Annotated in this window: 20 protein-coding genes; all 20 read right to left on the reverse strand. The window is 51.2% G+C overall.

Annotated elements, in window-relative coordinates; translation table 11 throughout:
- Positions 1-36: 36 nt before the first annotated feature.
- The gene (locus tag NE609_RS03160; RefSeq protein WP_256151670.1) at positions 37-336 is read right to left on the reverse strand and encodes a phage holin, LLH family; all 300 of its coding nucleotides are present in this window, start codon (positions 334-336) and stop codon (positions 37-39) included.
- Positions 336-626, reverse strand: coding sequence for a hypothetical protein (locus NE609_RS03165; RefSeq protein ID WP_256151671.1), 291 nt, complete (start codon positions 624-626; stop codon positions 336-338). Before NE609_RS03165 ends, NE609_RS03160 begins: the two co-directional genes overlap by 1 nt.
- Before the next feature lie 2 nt (positions 627-628).
- Positions 629-2,095 (reverse strand): phage tail tip lysozyme, encoded by a 1,467-nt coding sequence (locus NE609_RS03170; protein ID WP_256151672.1) that lies wholly within the window; start codon positions 2,093-2,095, stop codon positions 629-631.
- A 3-nt stretch (positions 2,096-2,098) separates the two neighbouring features.
- A complete protein-coding gene (locus NE609_RS03175; RefSeq protein WP_256151673.1) occupies positions 2,099-2,419 on the reverse strand; it encodes a hypothetical protein in 321 nt (106 codons plus the stop codon).
- A 19-nt stretch (positions 2,420-2,438) separates the two neighbouring features.
- Positions 2,439-2,864: a carbohydrate-binding protein gene (locus NE609_RS03180; RefSeq protein ID WP_256151674.1), complete on the reverse strand. Its 426-nt coding sequence runs from the start codon at positions 2,862-2,864 to the stop codon at positions 2,439-2,441.
- Positions 2,861-3,178, reverse strand: coding sequence for a hypothetical protein (locus NE609_RS03185; protein ID WP_256151675.1), 318 nt, complete (start codon positions 3,176-3,178; stop codon positions 2,861-2,863). Before NE609_RS03185 ends, NE609_RS03180 begins: the two co-directional genes overlap by 4 nt.
- Positions 3,141-4,238, reverse strand: coding sequence for a reverse transcriptase/maturase family protein (locus NE609_RS03190; protein WP_256151676.1), 1,098 nt, complete (start codon positions 4,236-4,238; stop codon positions 3,141-3,143). The genes NE609_RS03185 and NE609_RS03190 overlap by 38 nt, the downstream gene beginning before the upstream one ends.
- Before the next feature lie 312 nt (positions 4,239-4,550).
- Entirely contained in the window at positions 4,551-6,485 is a 1,935-nt protein-coding gene (locus NE609_RS03195) for a hypothetical protein (RefSeq protein ID WP_256151677.1), read from the reverse strand.
- Positions 6,485-7,180, reverse strand: a complete 696-nt coding sequence (locus NE609_RS03200; RefSeq protein WP_256151678.1) for a hypothetical protein — start codon at positions 7,178-7,180, stop codon at positions 6,485-6,487. The genes NE609_RS03195 and NE609_RS03200 overlap by 1 nt, the downstream gene beginning before the upstream one ends.
- Positions 7,181-7,612 carry a hypothetical protein gene (locus NE609_RS03205; protein WP_256151679.1) on the reverse strand — a complete coding sequence of 144 codons (432 nt, stop codon included), beginning with the start codon at positions 7,610-7,612 and terminating at the stop codon, positions 7,181-7,183.
- A gap of 2 nt (positions 7,613-7,614) precedes the next feature.
- Entirely contained in the window at positions 7,615-9,840 is a 2,226-nt protein-coding gene (locus NE609_RS03210) for a hypothetical protein (protein ID WP_256151680.1), read from the reverse strand.
- A 12-nt stretch (positions 9,841-9,852) separates the two neighbouring features.
- Positions 9,853-10,224: a DUF6711 family protein gene (locus NE609_RS03215; RefSeq protein ID WP_256151681.1), complete on the reverse strand. Its 372-nt coding sequence runs from the start codon at positions 10,222-10,224 to the stop codon at positions 9,853-9,855.
- A gap of 12 nt (positions 10,225-10,236) precedes the next feature.
- A complete protein-coding gene (locus tag NE609_RS03220) occupies positions 10,237-14,754 on the reverse strand; it encodes a hypothetical protein (RefSeq protein WP_256151682.1) in 4,518 nt (1,505 codons plus the stop codon).
- A gap of 5 nt (positions 14,755-14,759) precedes the next feature.
- Positions 14,760-15,203 carry a hypothetical protein gene (locus tag NE609_RS03225; protein ID WP_256151683.1) on the reverse strand — a complete coding sequence of 148 codons (444 nt, stop codon included), beginning with the start codon at positions 15,201-15,203 and terminating at the stop codon, positions 14,760-14,762.
- The gene (locus tag NE609_RS03230) at positions 15,197-15,526 is read right to left on the reverse strand and encodes a DUF5055 domain-containing protein (RefSeq protein ID WP_256151684.1); all 330 of its coding nucleotides are present in this window, start codon (positions 15,524-15,526) and stop codon (positions 15,197-15,199) included. Before NE609_RS03230 ends, NE609_RS03225 begins: the two co-directional genes overlap by 7 nt.
- Before the next feature lie 25 nt (positions 15,527-15,551).
- Positions 15,552-15,980 (reverse strand): phage tail protein, encoded by a 429-nt coding sequence (locus NE609_RS03235; RefSeq protein ID WP_256151685.1) that lies wholly within the window; start codon positions 15,978-15,980, stop codon positions 15,552-15,554.
- Between the two features lie 6 nt (positions 15,981-15,986).
- Positions 15,987-16,403 (reverse strand): hypothetical protein, encoded by a 417-nt coding sequence (locus NE609_RS03240; protein WP_256151686.1) that lies wholly within the window; start codon positions 16,401-16,403, stop codon positions 15,987-15,989.
- Positions 16,400-16,921 carry a hypothetical protein gene (locus tag NE609_RS03245; RefSeq protein WP_256151687.1) on the reverse strand — a complete coding sequence of 174 codons (522 nt, stop codon included), beginning with the start codon at positions 16,919-16,921 and terminating at the stop codon, positions 16,400-16,402. The genes NE609_RS03240 and NE609_RS03245 overlap by 4 nt, the downstream gene beginning before the upstream one ends.
- Positions 16,914-17,312 (reverse strand): hypothetical protein, encoded by a 399-nt coding sequence (locus NE609_RS03250; RefSeq protein ID WP_256151688.1) that lies wholly within the window; start codon positions 17,310-17,312, stop codon positions 16,914-16,916. Before NE609_RS03250 ends, NE609_RS03245 begins: the two co-directional genes overlap by 8 nt.
- A gap of 5 nt (positions 17,313-17,317) precedes the next feature.
- A complete protein-coding gene (locus NE609_RS03255) occupies positions 17,318-17,635 on the reverse strand; it encodes a phage head-tail connector protein (protein ID WP_256151689.1) in 318 nt (105 codons plus the stop codon).
- Between the last annotated feature and the right edge of the window lie 8 nt (positions 17,636-17,643).

Consider the following 17,643-nt stretch of genomic DNA (forward strand, 5'->3'; position numbering starts at 1 on the left):
AAAGTTTACGCAAAAACCGATTTTCCACTACTTTAACTACTTCCCCATCTGCTTCAACTGCAACACGGCAGACTCGATAAGGTTCTCTATTTCAGCCGCATTGAGGGTAAATCCCTTGCTGTTGAGGAAGTCAAGCACGTACTGCTTCTTTTCCTCACCCCTGCCTGTACCAGTGTAAATCATTTCAGCCGCTTCCACGGCGATATTGACCCACATGATGATGTTGTCGAACTGCTCTGCCTTGAGCTTGCTTTTCAGATAAGGAATCAGAAAAGCGGAGATACAAGCGAGAATGAGCGTAATCGCTGTGGTGATAACCTGAGTCAAATCAATCATTATCCTAAACCTCCTATATCATTGAATGTGTTCTCTGTGACCTCTAAATGGTTCTGCTTCATGAGTTTTATGCGGTTCTCGACCTTTGCCTTTGCGTAGTAGAAACCCGTCCCTGTGGCGGTCTCAGCCGCCACAGAGGGGATTAGATACGCCAACGGAGAGAGGTCGCACGTCCTCCACACCACTACGAGGGTGAAGACGATTACGACAAGGTTGATAACTGCCGCAAAGAGCAGTATCTTTTTGGAAAACTCCACCTTCTGCTTGGTCTTTCTTCTTCGCTTCGCCACGATTACACCTTCTTGGTATAATCGAGGGAAATCCAGCCAGCACCGCTTTTCAGCTTGCCCCACTTGATAGCACCCGCACCGTTGGCTTCCTCCACGATGGTATAGACACCCATGTCACGGATAGAGCCGTTTGCGCCGTAGTTCGTGCCAGCCCCCTTGCGGATATTAAGTACGCTCGTAGTGACTTTCACAAGGTACGGGGTAAAGGTGGTGGCGGTGCTTCCCCCGGAATAGACCACATTTCCGCTCTCGTCAAACACAGAGTACCCCGGATTTTTGTCCGCAACCTTCTTGGCGTTGTCCAGCACCTTATAAGCCCCGATTTGGCTTTTGGTGTCAGCCCATGTCTTACGCACACGATAGAGTGTAGACTTGCCCGTAGTGCCTGTGTTGGTGGAAGCGTACTTGTCGTAGAAGGTCTGACCGTAACCAGCTCTCTTTGTTTTCACACTCTCTCCCTGATTAGCTGGTTTCTCGTACCCGGTGAGGATAGCGTCAGACGCTTGCCGGACAGAGGTAGCGGATTTCAGCGTTTTCATGACGCTGGTGTACCCTTGAAGCTCTTTCCAAAGGAACTCCAACTGCATGGCGAGGTCTCCAATGGATTTCTTTGCGCTCTGAGCGTATTGGAGCAACGCCTGTTTGCGAGACCAGTACGTCCACTGAGCCAAGCCATATCCGGCAGAGTCCTTCACGAAGTTTGTGTAAGTACCATTGTCTACCGCTTGGGTATAGGTGCTGTCGGTGTACCCCAACTTTTTCTCGTAGGTGTTCTGCAAATTCTGAGGGTTCAGTGCGCTTTCCGCTTGCAGATTACCCATGATACCCGCTACCGCATAAGCGTTGAGACCCTTGCCGATGAGGAAGTCCCAAATGGTTTTCGCCGTGTCTGTGGTAGAGGGGGAGGACGGATTAGCCGGGGTAGTAGCCTGCTGAGTCTGTCCCAACAGAGCGTTGACCTTTTCTGCGATTTCACCATGTCTTTCATACAAGTAATCTCCCGGACAAGCCTTATTTGCAAACCAGCGGTGTACCGTCATGTTCTGCTTGCTGACCTGTCCGATGAGGGACTTGTCAGCTTTCCACAGGAGCTTCTTAATGCCGTTCCTCTTGCAGATGTCAGCCACCAGCTTGATAAGCGCATTGTACGCCTGTGTGGTAACTGCATACGGGTGAGTGGTGTCGCTTGCTACCTCGATGGTGATAGCCCTGTTGTCGTTGGAGGAGCTGGAACTGCACCAAGACCTGTCCTTTTCCTCCACAGACAAGCCGATAGACCCGTCCTTGCCTACAACGTAGTTTGCGGAACACTGCCTGTTCGTAGAAGCAAAGTAGTCGCACCCCTGTTTTGCTGTCCATTGACCTACAATGCAGTGAATGGTGATTGTGTCAATGGCATGGTTGCGGGGGCTTGTCCTGTTCTTGGTGATGTTTTTGTACGTCACCAACGTACTGTTTGTGTAAGCCATTTCTCAATCCTCCGTTTCTTTCAGAGGTAGTTTCTCTACCTCCTTCATTATTTTTTCCGCAGTGCCGTTCCCGCCAAGCCGCTTATATGGGACGTACAGGTAATCATGGAGGTTTTCGTAATCCTCCTTGGTGATGTACCCATGCTCCAAATAGCACGAGCCGAGGTAGCAAATGCGGTCGTGACCGAGACCTCTGAGCATTTGTGCTTCCGCACTCTTGTTCTTGTCTCTGCGCTGAATCATGGCGGTAAGGAAAGCCCAAAAGCCTGTGCTTGCGAATACCGCCCCGATTACACTCACAATGAGTGTGGTTTCTGTTATCATGTTAAGTCCCTCCTTGTCATTATGCGGAATACACCTTCCACCCGTCCGGGTACGCTTCGGGGGAATAGGTGTTGCCGTCAATTAGGGACTCATACAAAGTGCCGTTGTAATCCACAATGTCCCCTTTGTTGTATGCGTCATGTGCGCCTGTTGGCTGAGACCATACGGGGTAGCCCTCCTCGTCAAGCCCAATGGGTGTAAAGAGTGCCGGAGTGAGGTCAGGAGTCCAATCAGCCTGAGAGGTGTGTGCCTGTACCACCTTGTAGAGCTGTGGGTCTCCCACGCTGTTTACCCCGTAGGTAAGATACTCGTCCACCTTGTAGGCGGTGTTGACCGCCCACGGACGGTAGATATGGACGCAAATCAGAGCCATCTCCTCTGTAAGCGTAGCTCCTGCGTAGTCCATAGCTTCACGGATTGCCTGTGCCTGTTCAATCATGTTCATACGCTCACCCCCACAATCTCAAGAGCTTCCTTCATGTCCTGTACAATGCTTGCACCCTCGTTGATTTCGAGCGTCCTGCCCGTAATCAGCCAGTCAGTGAGGTTCGCTTCGATTTCCTCCCGCAACCCCTCCTTGTCTGCCAGATGGAAGGTGTATTCGTCATACTCGTACATGGTGACTTCCGCTTCGGTCATTTCATCGACCATGGTGACGCTCTTGACGTTCTCACGCAGTCTGACCTCCACATACCCCGGCATGGGGGCAAACGCTTCGATGTCAAGCGCATTGGGAGAGAGATTTCCTCTTACTCTCATTTCTAATTACCTCCTTTAGCTTTTTGATGTTGACCGTATCGTAATACTTTTTCTTCATGCCCTCTGAATTGGTGTGCTTGAAACAGGCGCACCGTGACAGAAAGCCGGAAGCAAGGTGATACGATACTGGACGGTTTTGACGCTGTAGCTTCTGTATGAATCGGCTTTGCCGCATGAGTGCCAACGCACGTCTTTTCCGTATGGTGGTGAACCCTACCCCGAAACAGCGACCCACAAAGTCAATCTTTCGACCTCTGCGGTGCTTGTTGCTCTTGCAGTTTCGCTGAACACGGTACAACTGGTAGTCATGCTTGATGGTCAGACCAAGACCAGTGACAAAAGCCATAACGCCCTTCATGGCTTTGCGGAGTTCCCGCTTGTTGCCGCCAATCATCACCAAATCGTCTGCGTAGCGGATATAGTGCTTCACGCCAAGCGTCTGCTTGATGAAATTGTCCAGCGGTTGCAGGAAGAACTCTGCGAACCACGGCGAGGTGTAATTCCCAATGGGAATACCCGGAGAATGGGAATCAATCACCTTGAATAGTATCTGTAGTGCCTTTTCGTCTTTGATTTTCTCCCTCAGACGCTCCTTGAGCTTGTCATGAGGGATAGAGGGATAGAACTTGCTGATGTCCATTTTCACGCAGTATTTGGCGTGTTTCTTGTCCCTCACAGTAGCTCTCTCCACTCCTTTGCAAGCATGGTCGATACCCCGGTTGGGGATATTGGCACAGCTCCACAGGTAGGACGATTTCAGAAAGATAGGTTGAAGTATCTGCACAATGGCGTGATGGGCGCATTGGTCAGGGTAGAACGCCGGGATTTGCAGTTCCCGCTCCTTCCCTGAGAGACCGTCCTTGATAATACGAGTCCTGTAAGGTGAGAGGAAATCTAAACGAATCAGACGCTCTGACAGGTCTTGTGCGTAGGTGTCGAGGTTGTTCATAACCTCTTTTACAGCTTGCCGCTTACCCTTGTGCTTGGAAGCGTTTTGGATAGCCAGCTTGCAGTTTTCGACAGAAACAATCTGTTCGTAAAGGAAACCAATTCTTTTCATATTGCTTTTGTTTCTTGCGGGGCTTTCGAGAATGAACCTACTAACCCCGTCCCTCCAAACAATTTTTTACCAATGGGTACGGCGAGACAGCATTATTGTGTATGGTGCTTAACAAAAGTAGGCGAGAGCCAATGTTCGTGTTGGAATTGGACGAAGTGTTGTTCAAATTAGCCGTAAAGAGACCGCAATTCGAGCCATTATTCCAATTGCCGCCGTGTTGGAACACTCGCTTCACTGTTCGCCTTAAACTTGCAAGTTCTTCTCAGTTATTTCTCGACCAGCATTGTGGGGGAGAAAATCCCCCACACCCCCTTAGGAGGGGATATAAAGCAGGCGAGAGCCAAAGTTCGCGCTGGAAGAGGACGAAGAGTAGTTCAAAACAGCCGTAAAGAGACCGCAATGCGAGCCATAATTCCAACCGCCGCCGTGCTGGAACACTCTCCAACCTGTGCTACTCCAACAAGCGTCACAGTAGTAGGTGGACTCACTGCCGCTACCAGCCGCAGACGGGAGCATGACGTGAGAATTGTTGCCAGTGTCAAGACCCTCTGTGGTGATGTAGGACGAAGACCAGCCTGTGTTACCCTTATAAGAGAGCGCAGTGTAGTTGGTGGCGGTATCATCGGCATAATTGGCAGGATTGTTGCAGACGTAGTACGTGCCGCCGTTCCAGTTCACGCCGTCAACCCACTCCCACACGTTGCCCCAAAAGTCCTCGATACCTCTGTAGACAACGCCTGTCTTGCCGTCTGTGCCAGCGGGTCTGCCCGTCAGGTTGGCAACATTGTTGCAAGAGCCAGTGGAGAGAGCCGCACTGTTGCTGTCGCAGTAGCCCCTGCCGATTGCCGCCTGTGCGTTGGTTGTCGCAAACTCCACCATGCAGAGCATTTGGATTGCAGACACCGCCGCAATATCAATCAAGCTCCAACCCGTTCCCTTCGCCTTGGCGTTGCTATGGAAGGTAGCCCTCGTCTGAGACACCTGCGGGGACGCACCGCTGACCGACTTGTTATTGCTGGAAGTCTTGTATGCGCCAACGTAAGCGCAGTCAGACTCGACTCCTGCATGGTTAAACAGCGGGTGCAGGGTAAAGCCTGTGGTGGCTTTGTCTGCGATTTTGATGTACTCGATGTCCCCCTCTTTGTAACGGCGATACCAAAACTTGGGAATTTTCACCATTACGTCACCAGTGGAGAGGGTTTCTCTCGTCATGCCGCTCCAAGGGGCGCAGTTGTCGAAGTCGCTCGACCCGGCAGTCGTGCCGACAGAAGCGGTTGCGGTGAGACCTACAGCATCGTCCGTTCTCGCCCACGCAGGGGAGGAAGAAGTCACGTTGCGGCTGATACCATAGATTTTAACGAAGGACAGTTCAACGCTCTCGCTCTGCCCGTCAGTGGTGATGGAGACAGAGGTGGAGACTTCCTCAGAGCCTTGCACCGCCTTGATAACCCATGTGCCGACCTCATGCACCTTGAACTGGTAACTGCCTGTGGTAGTGGTAGCGGTGTAGACCGTAGAGCCGTAGGAACAGGTCAGCGTTGCGCCAGACGGATAGGTGACGTTGATGGTGGCGGTGAAATAGTAGTAGGTAGCTTCGTAGGTAGTGGTCTCTCCCGCAACAGACACCTTGGAAGCGGTGTTGTCCGGTTTGGAGTACCCGTCAGCCGCACCGTACTCAATGTGGTAGGTGTCACCGATGGGAACGGTGAAACTTGCGGTTCTCTGCGTAGCGGTGATGGTAGCCGTCTTGGTCTCTGTGGGATTGGTCTCGTCCACACAGGTGATGGTGACACTGCTGAACCCTGTGGTATCGTCAATACTGACGTTGACCGTGACCTTCTCTCCGTCAGCCGGAGAACCCGTTGCCCGGTTGCTCTCGTCACTCGACAGGTTATACACGCCCTGAGAGGAATACGGGAAAGCGGAGAAGTAATAGGTTTTCCCCTCTACAAGACCGCTCACCTCGAAAGCGTCCGTAGCGCACTTCCCAAGGTCTTTGTTGTCGATTACCAGTGTACCGTCACTGGTGTTTGCGGGATAATCCGTTTCGCTCATGCGAATCATAACGCCCCCAACGGAGCAAATCAGATTTCCTGCGCTGTCGTAGCTGTCTTCGGGTTCAAGGAATCTCACGCCAAGACTGGTCTTAGAGACCGAAGAAACCGAAAACGCTCTCATGTTGTTGGGGGCTTGTCCCACTTTTTGCAGGATATTATCCACCACCCATTTTGCTTCTGCCCAACTCATTACTTAACCTCCTCGCTGATACTTAATCCGTCAGCACTGAATGTGACGGTCTTGGTGAGGGCAAGCACTTCGCCCTCATAGAGCTTCTGTACGATTTGTCTCTCAGAGACAAATTCTGTCTCAACACGCTTCGTGCCGTAGGTTTCGGTAATCGTGTTCCCGTCCTGAGAGAACACGGTTTCACGGGCTTCAAACCCGTCTGTCTTTGTGTCGAGGACATCAATCTGATTTTGCAGATTTCCTGCAACGTCCTCCCCAAGCTGACCCTTGATGAACTCAAACCAAGTGTTGAACAAGGCTTCCTGATTGTTCTCAAAGGCGGTGATTTCGTTGCGGTAGTCTGTCTTGATGGTCTCGATGGTAGCGTCACCTTCAGCTTTCAGCCCCTCCACATACTCGTTGAAACCAGCCTGAGTAGCGTTGGCGGTGTCCTCAAACAGCCCCTTTTGGGTGTTGAAGTAGTTTTGGAACGCCGTGTACAGGTCAGTTCCGCTCTCCACCATGCTCATGAGCGTGTTCAGTGCTTCGTTCATGCGGTTTGCGTCCTTCGCACCGAAAAAGGACGTTTCTTTGCCACTGTATACGGTCACATCTTGGAAGGACACAGTGCCATCGTCATTGTTGACGGTGTTATACCGCTTGAGTCCGCTCCAAACAGCGTCCGTATAATTGACAGGTAGCAGTTCCCATGCCATTTACAGGTCTCCTCCTTTCATACCAAAATTCCAAGTGAACATTCTTCTCCCTTCTGACTCGTTGGTGAGCCTGTCATAAAGGTCGAGGATTGCACCTTCGAGCCTGTTAAGCTCTACGTAATCCATGACGTTGCCGTTATCTACATACGTAGGCGCAGTGCCATACGACCTTTGCAGGGTGTTGTCGTTCACCGTGTTCAGATTTTCCTCAAGCTGATTGATTTCGTCAGCGTAGAAGTAATCTACGGGGGTACGGTCTTCACCGAGGGAGACCAGCGAAAATTCTTCATAGAGCTTGATTGCCAGCTCTCTAAGGTAATCGAGGTTATTCTTGATACGGTTGAAGTCAGCCGCATTAAATCTGTCCCCGGTATAATTCCCGTCAGCGTCCGTTGCCCCGTACCAATCGGTTTTAGGTGTTTCCCACGCCATACTTAACCTCCTATCCTTCGAGCCGTTACCTTGCCCGAAAAACTTTGATTGAAGTTTAGGGTCTGCCTGTAAACCTTCACCTTCATGCCCTCATGGAACTCGTTTTCCTGATAGATGATGTCGTTCACATCGAGTTCGGGGTTTCCTCTCGTGTCGTACTCGTACTCAATGCCGGATTTGTAGTAGTCACCGAGCCAGTCCGCAAGGTCAGTAGCCATTTTAATATCCGACATGAGCGGGTTTTCCCACTTGATTGTCTTGCCCCTGTTGTTGAGGGTCTTGGTGGCGTACCGCTCCACGATTTTGTAACGATAGCCGAATACCTCAAGCCTGTATGTGCCTGTCACGCTGAATTGGACGGTGACGAAGTAATTGCCCCATTCAAGGATAGTCACCCCGCCGCTCACGTCCTGCAAAGTAGCTCTGAAATCGTAGGAGGGTTCTCCGATGAAGAACGTCTCTATATCGCCAGCCGCTACAGTCACTTCCTCGCTGACAAGGCTTTCTTCCTCCACGCCGCTCTGATAGCTGTAGCAAGGCACGACAACTTCTTTGATAAGCTCCTGCTTGATAGCTTTCGGGGAGGAGGTCATGTCGTTGCGGGTCATGGTGAAGTCCGTAATATCACCGAAACTGAAATTGTTCAACACAATGCGGTTGTAGGGTTCTGCGGTCTTCGTAAACTCGATTCTCATGACATCGAAGTCATAGAACGGTTCGTGCAAGACCGTAATCCTGCTGATTTCGTCCGCTCCCACCTCATACTCTGTGACCAGTGTCCCGTTGTTGTAGGTGCGAATGGTGAACGCCGCAGGGACAGCCTGACCGAATACCAGTCTCACACCGTAGCACATACAGGCAACTTCCTGAGTGATGGTGACAACAGGATTGCTCTCAAACGTCCCGTCCTCCCCGGAAATCTCAGCAGACACAAAGCCTGTGTTGAGGACATTCCCGCTGATGTTGCGAGGGAGGAAGAACATAGTACCGCCAGCGGTGGTGTAGTTCGTAGCCAGCGTAGCGTACTCGTCCTTCACCGTATCGTCCATAATGCCCTCGATGTTGGAATACTCCGCTTCCGTATCTGCGCTTGCCGCCGCTTCGGGTACGAAAGAGGACTTGATTTGGATTGTCCCATACCGTGTCTGCGAGAGGGTACACCGACAGGCATTGGCGATAATCTGTAACGCTTCCTTGTGGGTTACTCTTGGGAGGGGGTTTTTGGAGTAAAGGTTCTTGAGTTGCGGGTCAAGGTAGTAATCCTCCAACCCTGCGTCTGCAAGGACGCTGACCGCCAAATCGTAGTAGCTCACTCCCGCACTGTTGTACATTCCCCGGTAGAACTCCGAGTCCATGTTGCGGAAGATGTCTTGGCAACGAATGGTAGCGGTGTAATCATCCGACTCCCACTCAGAGCAGAGAAGACGGTTGCCACGAATCCACTCGATGTCCCCGCCATTTGGAAGCTGATATCCGTAATAAATCTCCATTTCCTGCCCCGTTTCGAGGAAGTTGATGGCAGACTTCGGGTTATCTACGTTGAAGTAGTGGTCGTAGTTTTTAAGCTGTACCGTGAAATCAATCTGCGGCACGTCTGCCCCGATGGGGGAAACATAGCTTTCCAGCGAAGAACTCATTACGTCCTTGTTGTAGTACACAAGCCCGTAGCCGAAGCGGATAGAGTAAATACGCAATCGGCTCTGTGGGTTTTTCATCGTGTAAAAGACCAGCTTTACCTGAGTGGTGTTCTCCAACACTTCTTCCGTACTGAACAGGGACTCTGTATTGTTGCGGAACTCAATCACCTGTCCGCTACTGCTCACCATGTCGAAGTCCACAGGGTAGTTCTCACCGAAATTGATGGTAATGCCCTTGAAGTCAGTAGCGACCATGTTGAGGTTGATGGTTAGTTCAAACAACGCTTCTGTGAGAAGCTGTCTGCTGATAATACCCGTATCAAGATAGGCGTTGGAGAGATTCTGCCGGGGAAGGAAAAACATCGTCCCGTCAACCTTGGTGAAGTTTTCCTCAAGGGTGGCGTAAATGGTATCGTCCGTTTTCTCCCCGAAAATGTTCTCCGAATTGGAGTAGTAGGCAAAATCTCCCTCACCAATTTTGGCTTTCGCCTGTGCTTCCTGATTGATGAGTCCGAAAGAGAGCATGATGTATGCTCTCTCCCGGAGAGAGGATTTCATGCTGTCCTGATACGCTTTGGAAACCTTCTGCATAAAACCCCTCCTTTACTCACCGCAGTCAATTAAATTCACCTTGCAATTTCTGTAATGCGTAGGTTTGTCGTTCCCGTCCACCCAATAAGGTTCGGCAGTTCTATCGCCGGGGTACATCTTAATGGTTTTCCGGGAATTGGTCACAGGGTCAACGAAAGTCACATACACGAAGAACCCGCTGAGAGCGTTGAGTATGCGACTCCACTGTTCAGCGGTGAGCCAAGGCCATTCAAGACCGTCAATCTTGTACTGGTCTCGACCCACACGCTGTCCCACGACCGCACCGTTGGCATTTCTGCCAGCGTCCACTACCGTTGTTACGATAGGGTGTACTCCTCGTTTCGGAGGAGGTAATTCATAACCGTTGATTGCCAAATAAGACATTACCTTCCCTCCTTATTTCACAAACACATATCCGTTGGCTTTCCGCTGAGTGGTCACAGCGTCCGAAACAGTTCGGTTGCCAATCTGGACAATGGTCTGCTCATTCTTGTCTGCCTGACGGCGCATATCCTCTGCCATCTGAGCCATCGTAGGTTCGATGTACTCATGGTAGAACTCCTCCATGCCCTCCTTGAACCCGCTAACAGCCACAGAGCTGGTGCTTGTAACGCTTGCCGATACGGATTTTGCGAAGGAATCACTGCTGTAGTAGCGCAGTGCGGAGGTGTCCACCGCAAAGCTCATGACAGGGCTGACGCTCGTGAACGAGTCCGCCCAACTGGTTACGACACCCCTTGTGGTCTCGCCAAGGTTCATAATGCCGAGGTTATAACCAAGGACGGTATCTTCACCGATACGCATGAACACCTTAGACGGGGAGTTAGAGTCCAACTCAGCCTTATACGCCTGTTTCGCCGCATTAGCCCACTTCCGCATATAACTTGCGGTTGTGTAGTAGAAGTCATTGATACCCTTGTTGAACCCGTCAATCACGTCCTTGGCAATATCCTTGAACGTGTCGTAGGAGACAATCTCCGTAAACGCTTTTTTCACAGTATTGGCGAAGGAGGTTATACCGCTTTTCGCCGTACTGTAATTGTTCGTGATACCAGTGTTGAAGCCGTTGATGATGTCTTTGCCGTAGTTTTGGAACGTCTCCCTGTTAATGCCGCCATAGCTGTTGTTCGTGAACCACATCTTGATATTGGAAGCCCACGAGGTAATACTGCTCTTGGAATTGCTCGAAGACGAAGAAACACGGTCTTTGAAGCCGTTGATGATGTTGTTGGCAAACTCAGACCACTTCTCCCGGTTGATACCGCCGTAGGAGGAGTTGGTAAACCACTTCTGCACGTCCGTACCCCATGTGGTGATGGTGGACTGAATGGTGGAATACTTGTTCCTTATACCATCATTGAAGCCCGTGACGATGTTCTCACCGACAGTTCTGAGGTTTACTTTCAGCCCTTCGGAGAGGTTTACCGTACCGCCAGACCCCGCAATTGTGCCGAGTTCGTCAATGAAGTCAACATACTTGTTGAGGAGGTCTATAGCGGTCTCCAACTCAGGGATTGCTATGTTCAGCTTGTCGTTGAGGTCAGACGCTTGGTTCGCCACATTGTCCACATCATTGGACATCTTCTCAATCGGGTCTTGCGTGAACCAACCGATGATGGTGTCGATGGTAGCGGACAACCCGGCAATCGTGCTTGCACCCGAATACCTCACGACTTCTCCGGCAAACGCACACATGAAGTCTACGAAGTTGGACATATTGGTAGTCAGGTCAGGGAGCTTGACGTTTAGGTCTTCCAGTGCAGGAGACAGGTTGTTGCTGAGTTCATTGGACACTGCCACAAGGCTTTCGATGAACAGTATCAACGCCGCAGTCAGCTCCACAAGCAGAGCCGTACCGAGACCGATTGCCAGCGGCAACAGACCCGCAGAAGCGACCGTAGCCACACCGAGAGCCGCCGTCACAACGCCGATACCGATGAGCAAGGCAGTGCCAAGACCGATACCAGCCGCAATCGTTTCCCCGTTGTCGAGGACAGGTTGCCATGCTTTGCCAACTTCGTCCAAGCCCTTGCCGATAGCCCAAATCTCAACGATGAACAGCCCTGTAGCGACACCAAGCTCCAAGAGGATAGCTGTGCCGAGAGCTATGTTCACGATGAGGGAAGTACCCACAGAGCCGAGCAGAGCGGTTACGACACCAACTGCCGCCAAGATACCAGCACCGATACCCATAGCCGCCGCAACTGTACCGCCGTTGTCAATGACAGGTTGCCATGCTCCTGCTACCTGTGCCAACAGCTCACCAAGCCCCCAAATGGCGGCTACGATAAGACCAGCGGCAACCGCCACCTCTGCGATAATGACAATCCCCAATCCGAGGTTCTTCGCAAGGGAGGTGAGGTTCGGAGACAGCTTTGTGCTGACGGTGGTGTCCAACGCCTGTGTTGCGTCAGCCACGGTAGATACAGACTGTGCCGCCTGTCCAACGGTGGTTACGCCCTTGAGCTTGGAGAACCAGTCGAGGGCAAGCGCAAGACCTCCGATGATTTCAAGTGCGCTGATAATCAGTGTCACCTTGTCAACGCCGCTCCAATCACCAGTGCGAATAGCGGTCATGATGTTTCCGATTTCTCCGATAACGCCGCTTATACCCTGTGCGACAAGACTCCACCCGGCAAGTTTCAGCCCACCCGTTTTGGCGGTAAGCAGACCGATACCAATGCCGATGTTGCTGACACCACGGATTGCCGTACTTACGTTTTCCCAATTGACACCGTTGTTGGCAATATCCGCACACGCACTGACAATCTCACCAATACCCTGTATGATTTTGAGGGACGCACCAAGCTCCACTTTGCCGAGGATTATGAAAGCGTCACCAATTGCCCCAAGACCTTCTGCGGTAAGTCCAGCCACATTCTGAACAGACGCACCGTTCTCCAAAATATCTTGCAGATACTCTGTGAACTTCTTGAGGTCTGCCACCAGCATGAGGAAACCCACCAAACCCGTAGGAGCAGTGAAGCCCTTCATGTTGCTGAGAGTGTTGAGAAATTCTGTAATGCCTTTTGCGATTTTCCATGCGGCAAACCCCGCACCGATACCAGCGACCGTAAGCAGGATTTTACCCAAACGAGTGTCGAACAGGTCAGCCCAAGAGTCAATTTCTCTCGTAATGCCGAGCCATTCTTTCATCTTCTGCACGATTTCGTCTATGCGCTGGTTTACAGCGTCACCGAGGAAGTCATATTCGGGCAGTTCAAAGCCGAGACCGCCGCCACCTCCACCAACGCCGCCAGCACCGCCGCCAGAGCTTTCGGGAGGACTGATTACATTCAGCTCGTCAATGCCGAGCAGAGCGTTTTTCAGTTCCTTTGCCTTGTCCGTTGCGTCACCAAGATTGTCGGCAACGTCAGCCGCACCGCCTGCCGCACCCGACAAGCCGCTGTAGTCAATCTCAGGGAGAGAGAAACCAAACAGGCTTGCTAAGATGTTGGCTACCATGCGAATGACCTTTGCCAATGCGATTGCATACGGCAGTACCGCATTGAGAGCCGGGATAAAGATGTTACCGAGCGCACGAGCGCACTGTGTCACCTGTGCCTGTAGCACTCGAAGCTGGTTCGCAGGAGCTTCCAAAGTACGAGCCATATCGCCCTGCGCCGTAGTGACCTGAGTCATAATGGCGTAGTAGCGCAACTCAGCCTTTTCAGCCTGAGTCATGGCACTTACGCTCTTTTCAATACCGAGGTTCAATGCTTCCTGCTGTAGTCTTGCCACAGACAAGTCATAGCCGAGCCTACGGAGCGGTTCAAGCTCTCCGGCAATACCCGACTGCAACTTCTGAAAAGCGTCCTCATAGCTGATATTGAAGAACGAGGACAGGTCATAGCCGAGCTGAGTCAGGTTCTTACTCATGATGTAAGCTCTGTCGTTTACCACGCCAAAACCTGTTGCCAGCGTCATGAACACGCCTTGATTTCTCAGCCATTCTGCCGGGTCGATACCCATGATTTCCGCAACGGTCTCAGCGTATTTCTGCGCTTCTCCCGCATACTCGCCGAGGGCAACGGTAAAGAGGTTCAAGTCCTCTACGTACTGATTGGATTTCGTAATCCACGAAGCGACCACACGGGCAATCCTCGTCAGCGCAACATAGGCAATACCTATCTGTGCCGCAAGGTTGGCGTAGCTTTTTCCGAGACCGCTGTTGGAAGCACTGAGCTTGCTGTTGCTCTGAATAAGCCGCTGAATACGTGCAGGGAACGCAGAGAAGCCGTTTGCTATGGATTGCATTTGCGTAGCCAGCGGGGAGAGTGCGTTTGCCAACTGCTGAATCTGCGAAGCAAGCTGACCCATGTTCACAGACCGCAGAGCGGTCATGACCTGTGGGAGCTTCTGCAACTGCGTTACAAAGGAAGTCAGGTTGTTCCTTCCCATCTGCGAAAGCGGAGATAAAGCCGAAACAAGCTGATTTATCTGCGAAGCAAGCGAACCCATATTCACAGAATTAAGAGCCTGTACCGCTTGCGGTAGCCTTTGCAACTGAGAGATAAAGCTGTTTAGATTTGCTTTCCCAATGTTGGAAAGCGGGGTAAGAGCATTGGCAAGGTTCGTGAGGGCAGAGAAGTCAGTGCCGCCGAGAGACCGAACCGCACTGCCAATGTTCGTTATCTGTGTGGAGACAGAGGACGAGAGCTTGAGATTTCCGCAGGAGGAGAGCGTCTGCAATCCCTGTGCGAGTTTGTTCAAGTTGTCCGCATTTGCCCCACTAATTCCACTCAGGGCAGAATTGAGCGTAGTGAGCTGTTTTGCAACAGCGGTCAACCCAACCCCGCCCTTTGTAGCGTTTTTCAACTTACCAAGCGAGGAAGCAAGTGCGTCTATGCCACTAACAGCAGAGGTAGCATTAGACTGTACCTCCATCTGCAACGATTCAATTGTCGTAGACATTGTTCTCACTTCCTTCCGAATTTTTTATTGTGCTGTACCATAAAGCCCTCCATCATTTTCTTGCCCTTATCAAAGACCTTCTTAGACTTTTCCTCCTCAATCAGTTCGGCTTGTTTCTCGTTAAGCGCAAACGGTTCGGAGAGATACGGGCTTGCTTTCGTTCCCTTTTTCGCAAAGGCATGAAGGAGAGGAGACACCCGACACAGAGCTTCGTAGAAATATGCACCCTGTAGCCACAATTCCTGATTTTTCCGGGTAAGACGGATTTCATCGGCTTTACGGAACGAAATCACGAGCTGGTTATCCTTGTCCCAATACTGCTCCTCCGTCATGCCGATGGAGAGGTAGTACGGGAACAGCTCAATGAATTTCTCTGTGTAAGATTTGAGGGGAGCAGTGGCAGAAGCACCACCACCCCCCTCAGAGGAGGACAGCGAGTTACTTACCAAGTCGCTGTCCAGTTTACGTTTCCCTCGTCTTCGTCAGGTTCTTCAACGAGAGCCATAATCGGTTCGTTATACATTTCTGCCAACTTACCGATTAAATCTTCCTTTTTGGTAAGTTTAGAAAAGATTTTGTCAATCGTCTCCTGCTTCACGAAACGGTGATGAGCAAGGAACGCTCCGGCAAACAACGCCGGGAGAGTGGTCATGGGCTTGTCGGTAATCTCAGACGCAACGAAGCCCTTTTTCTCCATTTCGGAGACGGTTCTGCGAGTAAACTCAAGGGTGTACTCCTTGTCCTCAAAAGTGAAATTTAACTGCTTTGCCATTTTTGCTGTCCTCCTAAATTATTTCTTAGTCTGTGGCCAGTTCGATAGGCGTAGACGGAGCGATAGTGACGGTCATATCAACGACCTCGTTCACGCCGCCGCCAACGGGAAATGCGGAAAGCTGACCGCTGAAAGTGAACTTACCGTCAGCACCAGTAGGCGTGAGCGTACCGCCAGTCTCGTCACCGCCAAACCAAACGGCGAACTCCTTCTCCTGACCCTCAAGTGCCTTGAGCTTGGTGAAGTCTGTTTTGGTGTAGTTCGCAGTGAACTCAAGAGCGTCAAGGGACTGGATACCCGGAATATAGGTCTGCATTTTGTCAGACAGGGTGGTGGTCTCAAGCATTTCGGGAGAGCCGCCGAGGTCAGGGAAGTCCTTGATGTCGATGAGCTTCTCGTAAGCGGCTTCTTCGCCCTTCATCATCAGGAAAATTTTATAAGTGGAAATAGCCATAACTCTTTACCTCCTAAATATGGTCTTGTCTTTGGATATGACTGCCCGGTATCTACCAAGCATACGGTAGATGGTGGCATCGTCTTGGTTCGGAACAGGTTCAAGCATGGTTCTCGTGAAATTAAGCTCCATGAGCAGTGCGTCCACGAAAGCCACAAGCTCTTTGCACTCAGCCTTTTTACCGACTGACTTGTTCGTGTAGACATTCAGCTCGTACATGACAGCCACATGGTTTTCGTGACCCTCCGTAGTCTGCGAATTGCGGAAAACCGCATTATCTACCTCAACGAGCGACACGCAAGGAAAAGAAGGGGGAGACTTGACGTATTCACCCGTGACGAACAGGTCAGGGTATTTCTCAGAGAATTGTTCATAAACCCTCTCCGATACTTCGCCAAAAATCTCGTCTTCCATGTCAATCATCGAAACACCTCCCTTGCGATTTCGGAAATCTCGTCACACACTGTTTTCAGAGCGTTGTACATCGGCATAGTAGCGGGTGCGCCATGGGTCAGGCGCAGCTCACCGTCCTCGTAGAACCCCCAAATGTCCTTCTTACCCATGCCTTTTCCGTAGCTCCCGATGGTGAAACCAAGCTCCGAACCCTTTGGGTGCGGGGAACTGCCGGGAGAACCGTTGTGATGAACGCCAGCACCAAACTCAGCCCAAATTGCGTCCTCGCCGCTTGCAATCACAAGAGTCACGTTTTCACGGTCTTCGATGGTGACATCGACCTGTGCGGTGCGTTGTCCACCTCTGAGCAAATCGTCCACGACTGCCCCGGCAAATCCGCTTTTCACCAGCTCCGCAAGCCTGTCGGCAACCTTTTCCCGAAGGAGGTCAGTCTTCCGAATGATTTCCTGCTTGTACTGCTCAAGCTCTTTGATAGCCCTGTTGATTTCTCTTGCGGACAACCCGAATGTGATAACTTTCTTACCCACTGACTGTCACCTTGCTTATCGCAATCGACACATTGTTCAAGCTCTTTGCGACCTTCTTCACCACGTAGTCATGAGGAGTGATAACCTCACCCTTGTCATTGACCGCCAGCGAACCGTCCTCATTGAGCTGTGGTTCTGTATCGACCCAAAGGATAGAGTATTCATCAATGGACAGAGTACCCAAGTCCATGACAATCACCTTGTCGTAGGACTCGTTTTCCCCGAACTGCCGTGTTTGGGTTTCCCCCTTGGCGGCAGAGATATTGGCGTATTCCTCAATCGGATTGCCGTAGATAACCTTGTGCTGACCCGAAGGTTTCCCATACTGGTTCATGATGGGTTCACGGCTTTCGTACAAGGCGTAATAAAACTTGACCTTGTTCCTGTTCATGCACCTCATGAAATCACCCCGCAGTACGGAGTAATCGCTTTCAGCATGGAAGCGGGTACGTCAGCGTTTTCATACTGTCTCGTGATACCGTTTTCGGTGTGAGAGGTCTGCCCTTCTGCACCACGCTTGTTCAGCATATAAGCGGCTATCTCAACTTGCAGATAGTCATATTGAGCCGGGACAACTGTCTCGTCAGGCTTGTATGGATAGGCTTTGGCGATAATCTTTCTTCCGGCGAGAGTCAGGTAAGCGGATAACACTTCTTCAGTGTCAGAACCGCCGACCATAGCCTTGAGAGCCGCCAGCTTTTCAGCGTCAGTCATGTTATCCG

Origin of the sequence: Anaerotruncus sp. DFI.9.16 (assembly GCF_024461615.1) — a bacterium.
Classification (GTDB): domain Bacteria; phylum Bacillota; class Clostridia; order Oscillospirales; family Ruminococcaceae; genus Anaerotruncus; species Anaerotruncus massiliensis.

Coding starts and splice junctions, on each gene's coding strand:
- NE609_RS03160 (WP_256151670.1), bottom strand. CDS start 336: ATGATTGATTTGACTCAGGTTATCACCACAGCGATTACGCTCATTCTC.
- NE609_RS03170 (WP_256151672.1), bottom strand. CDS start 2,095: ATGGCTTACACAAACAGTACGTTGGTGACGTACAAAAACATCACCAAG.
- NE609_RS03175 (WP_256151673.1), bottom strand. CDS start 2,419: ATGATAACAGAAACCACACTCATTGTGAGTGTAATCGGGGCGGTATTC.
- NE609_RS03180 (WP_256151674.1), bottom strand. CDS start 2,864: ATGAACATGATTGAACAGGCACAGGCAATCCGTGAAGCTATGGACTAC.
- NE609_RS03185 (WP_256151675.1), bottom strand. CDS start 3,178: ATGAGAGTAAGAGGAAATCTCTCTCCCAATGCGCTTGACATCGAAGCG.
- NE609_RS03190 (WP_256151676.1), bottom strand. CDS start 4,238: ATGAAAAGAATTGGTTTCCTTTACGAACAGATTGTTTCTGTCGAAAAC.
- NE609_RS03195 (WP_256151677.1), bottom strand. CDS start 6,485: ATGAGTTGGGCAGAAGCAAAATGGGTGGTGGATAATATCCTGCAAAAA.
- NE609_RS03200 (WP_256151678.1), bottom strand. CDS start 7,180: ATGGCATGGGAACTGCTACCTGTCAATTATACGGACGCTGTTTGGAGC.
- NE609_RS03205 (WP_256151679.1), bottom strand. CDS start 7,612: ATGGCGTGGGAAACACCTAAAACCGATTGGTACGGGGCAACGGACGCT.
- NE609_RS03210 (WP_256151680.1), bottom strand. CDS start 9,840: ATGCAGAAGGTTTCCAAAGCGTATCAGGACAGCATGAAATCCTCTCTC.
- NE609_RS03215 (WP_256151681.1), bottom strand. CDS start 10,224: ATGTCTTATTTGGCAATCAACGGTTATGAATTACCTCCTCCGAAACGA.
- NE609_RS03220 (WP_256151682.1), bottom strand. CDS start 14,754: ATGTCTACGACAATTGAATCGTTGCAGATGGAGGTACAGTCTAATGCT.
- NE609_RS03230 (WP_256151684.1), bottom strand. CDS start 15,526: ATGGCAAAGCAGTTAAATTTCACTTTTGAGGACAAGGAGTACACCCTT.
- NE609_RS03235 (WP_256151685.1), bottom strand. CDS start 15,980: ATGGCTATTTCCACTTATAAAATTTTCCTGATGATGAAGGGCGAAGAA.
- NE609_RS03240 (WP_256151686.1), bottom strand. CDS start 16,403: ATGATTGACATGGAAGACGAGATTTTTGGCGAAGTATCGGAGAGGGTT.
- NE609_RS03250 (WP_256151688.1), bottom strand. CDS start 17,312: ATGAACAGGAACAAGGTCAAGTTTTATTACGCCTTGTACGAAAGCCGT.
- NE609_RS03255 (WP_256151689.1), bottom strand. CDS start 17,635: ATGACTGACGCTGAAAAGCTGGCGGCTCTCAAGGCTATGGTCGGCGGT.